This is a genomic window from Pengzhenrongella frigida, from assembly GCF_004168625.1.
Lineage (GTDB): Bacteria > Actinomycetota > Actinomycetes > Actinomycetales > Cellulomonadaceae > Pengzhenrongella > Pengzhenrongella frigida.
The window spans coordinates 1-1,430 of sequence record NZ_SDWW01000112.1 but is presented as its reverse complement, the minus strand read 5'-3'; the positions used below and the strand labels follow the sequence as shown (position 1 = coordinate 1,430).

1 protein-coding gene is annotated in these 1,430 nt (G+C 69.4%); it reads left to right on the top strand.

Annotated features, from left to right (window positions below; genetic code table 11):
- The first annotated feature begins 110 nt into the window (after positions 1-110).
- The gene (locus EUA98_RS19545; protein ID WP_130104345.1) at positions 111-1,424 is read left to right on the top strand and encodes an ISL3 family transposase; all 1,314 of its coding nucleotides are present in this window, start codon (positions 111-113) and stop codon (positions 1,422-1,424) included.
- The last annotated feature ends 6 nt before the right edge of the window (positions 1,425-1,430 follow it).

Sequence of the window (1,430 nt, the reverse complement as noted above, 5' to 3'; positions counted from 1 at the left end):
GGCTCTTCACAGATGAGGGTGTAGCCGGGGTGGGCGCGTCGGTCGCTGGGTAGAGGTCGAGGCCTTCCGATGATGGAAGTTCTCACACTGCCCATCGGGAAGACCTCGACGTGCCCGACGCTACCTTCGCTTGCCCTGACCTGACCACCTTCTGCCGTCTGGACGAGCTCGGGCTCGAGGTCACCGGGCAGCGCCTCGAACCTGGCCGCGCGGTCTTGGCCTGCCGAGTGGTCGAGGTGGACCCGGACTACTGGTGTCGGCGGTGCGGGTGCGAGGGGGCCCCGCGTGACAGCGTGGTCCGGCGGCTGGCTCACGAGCCGCTGGGGTGGCGTCCCACGACGTTGGAGATCACCGTGCGCCGCTACCGGTGCACCGGGTGCGGACACGTGTGGCGCCAAGACACCACCCGGGCCGCGGCGCCGCGGGCGAAGCTGTCCCGGCGCGGGCTGCGGTGGGCGCTGGAGGGGATCGTGTGCCAGCACCTGACCGTCGCGCGCGTCGCCGAGGGCCTCGGGGTCGCGTGGAACACGGCGAACGACGCGGTCCTGGCCGAGGGGCAGCGTGTCCTGATCGCCGACCCTGACCGGTTCGACGGGGTGAAGGTCCTCGGGGTCGATGAGCACGTGTGGCGGCATACCCGTCGCGGGGACAAGTACGTCACCGTGATCATCGACCTGACCGGTATCCGTGAGGGCACCGGGCCGGCACGGCTGTTGGACATGGTCGAAGGGCGCTCCAAGCAGGCGTTCAAGGCGTGGTTGGCCGACCGGCCTGACCCCTGGCGCCAGAGCATCGAGGTCGTCGCGATGGACGGGTTCACCGGCTTCAAGACCGCCACCACCGAGGAACTCCCCGACGCTGTGACCGTCCTCGATCCCTTCCACGCTGTCCGGCTGGGTGGTGAGGCGCTCGATGAGTGCCGCCGCCGGGTTCAACAGGTCACCTGCGGGCACCGCGGTCACACCGGTGACCCGCTGTATGGCGCGAGGCGGACCCTGCACACCGGTGCGGACCTGCTCACCGCCAAGCAGCAGCGACGACTCGAGGCTCTGTTCGCGTCCGACGAGCATGTCGAGGTCGAAGCGACCTGGGGCGTGTATCAGCACATGATCGCCGCCTACCGGCACCCGGACCGCGCCCGCGGACGCGACCTCATGGCGCAGCTCATCGACTCCGTTAGCCACGACGTTCCCGCCGCGCTGAGCGAGATCACCAGGCTCGGGCGGACCTTGAACCGCCGAGCCGCCGACGTCCTGGCCTACTTCGACCGACCCGGCACCAGCAACGGACCAACCGAAGCCATCAACGGCCGCCTCGAACACCTCCGCGGCTCCGCCCTCGGCTTCCGCAACCTCACAAACTACGTCGCCCGAGCACTGCTGGAATCCGGCGGCTTCCGACCCCAACTACACCCTCGATTGTGAAGAGCC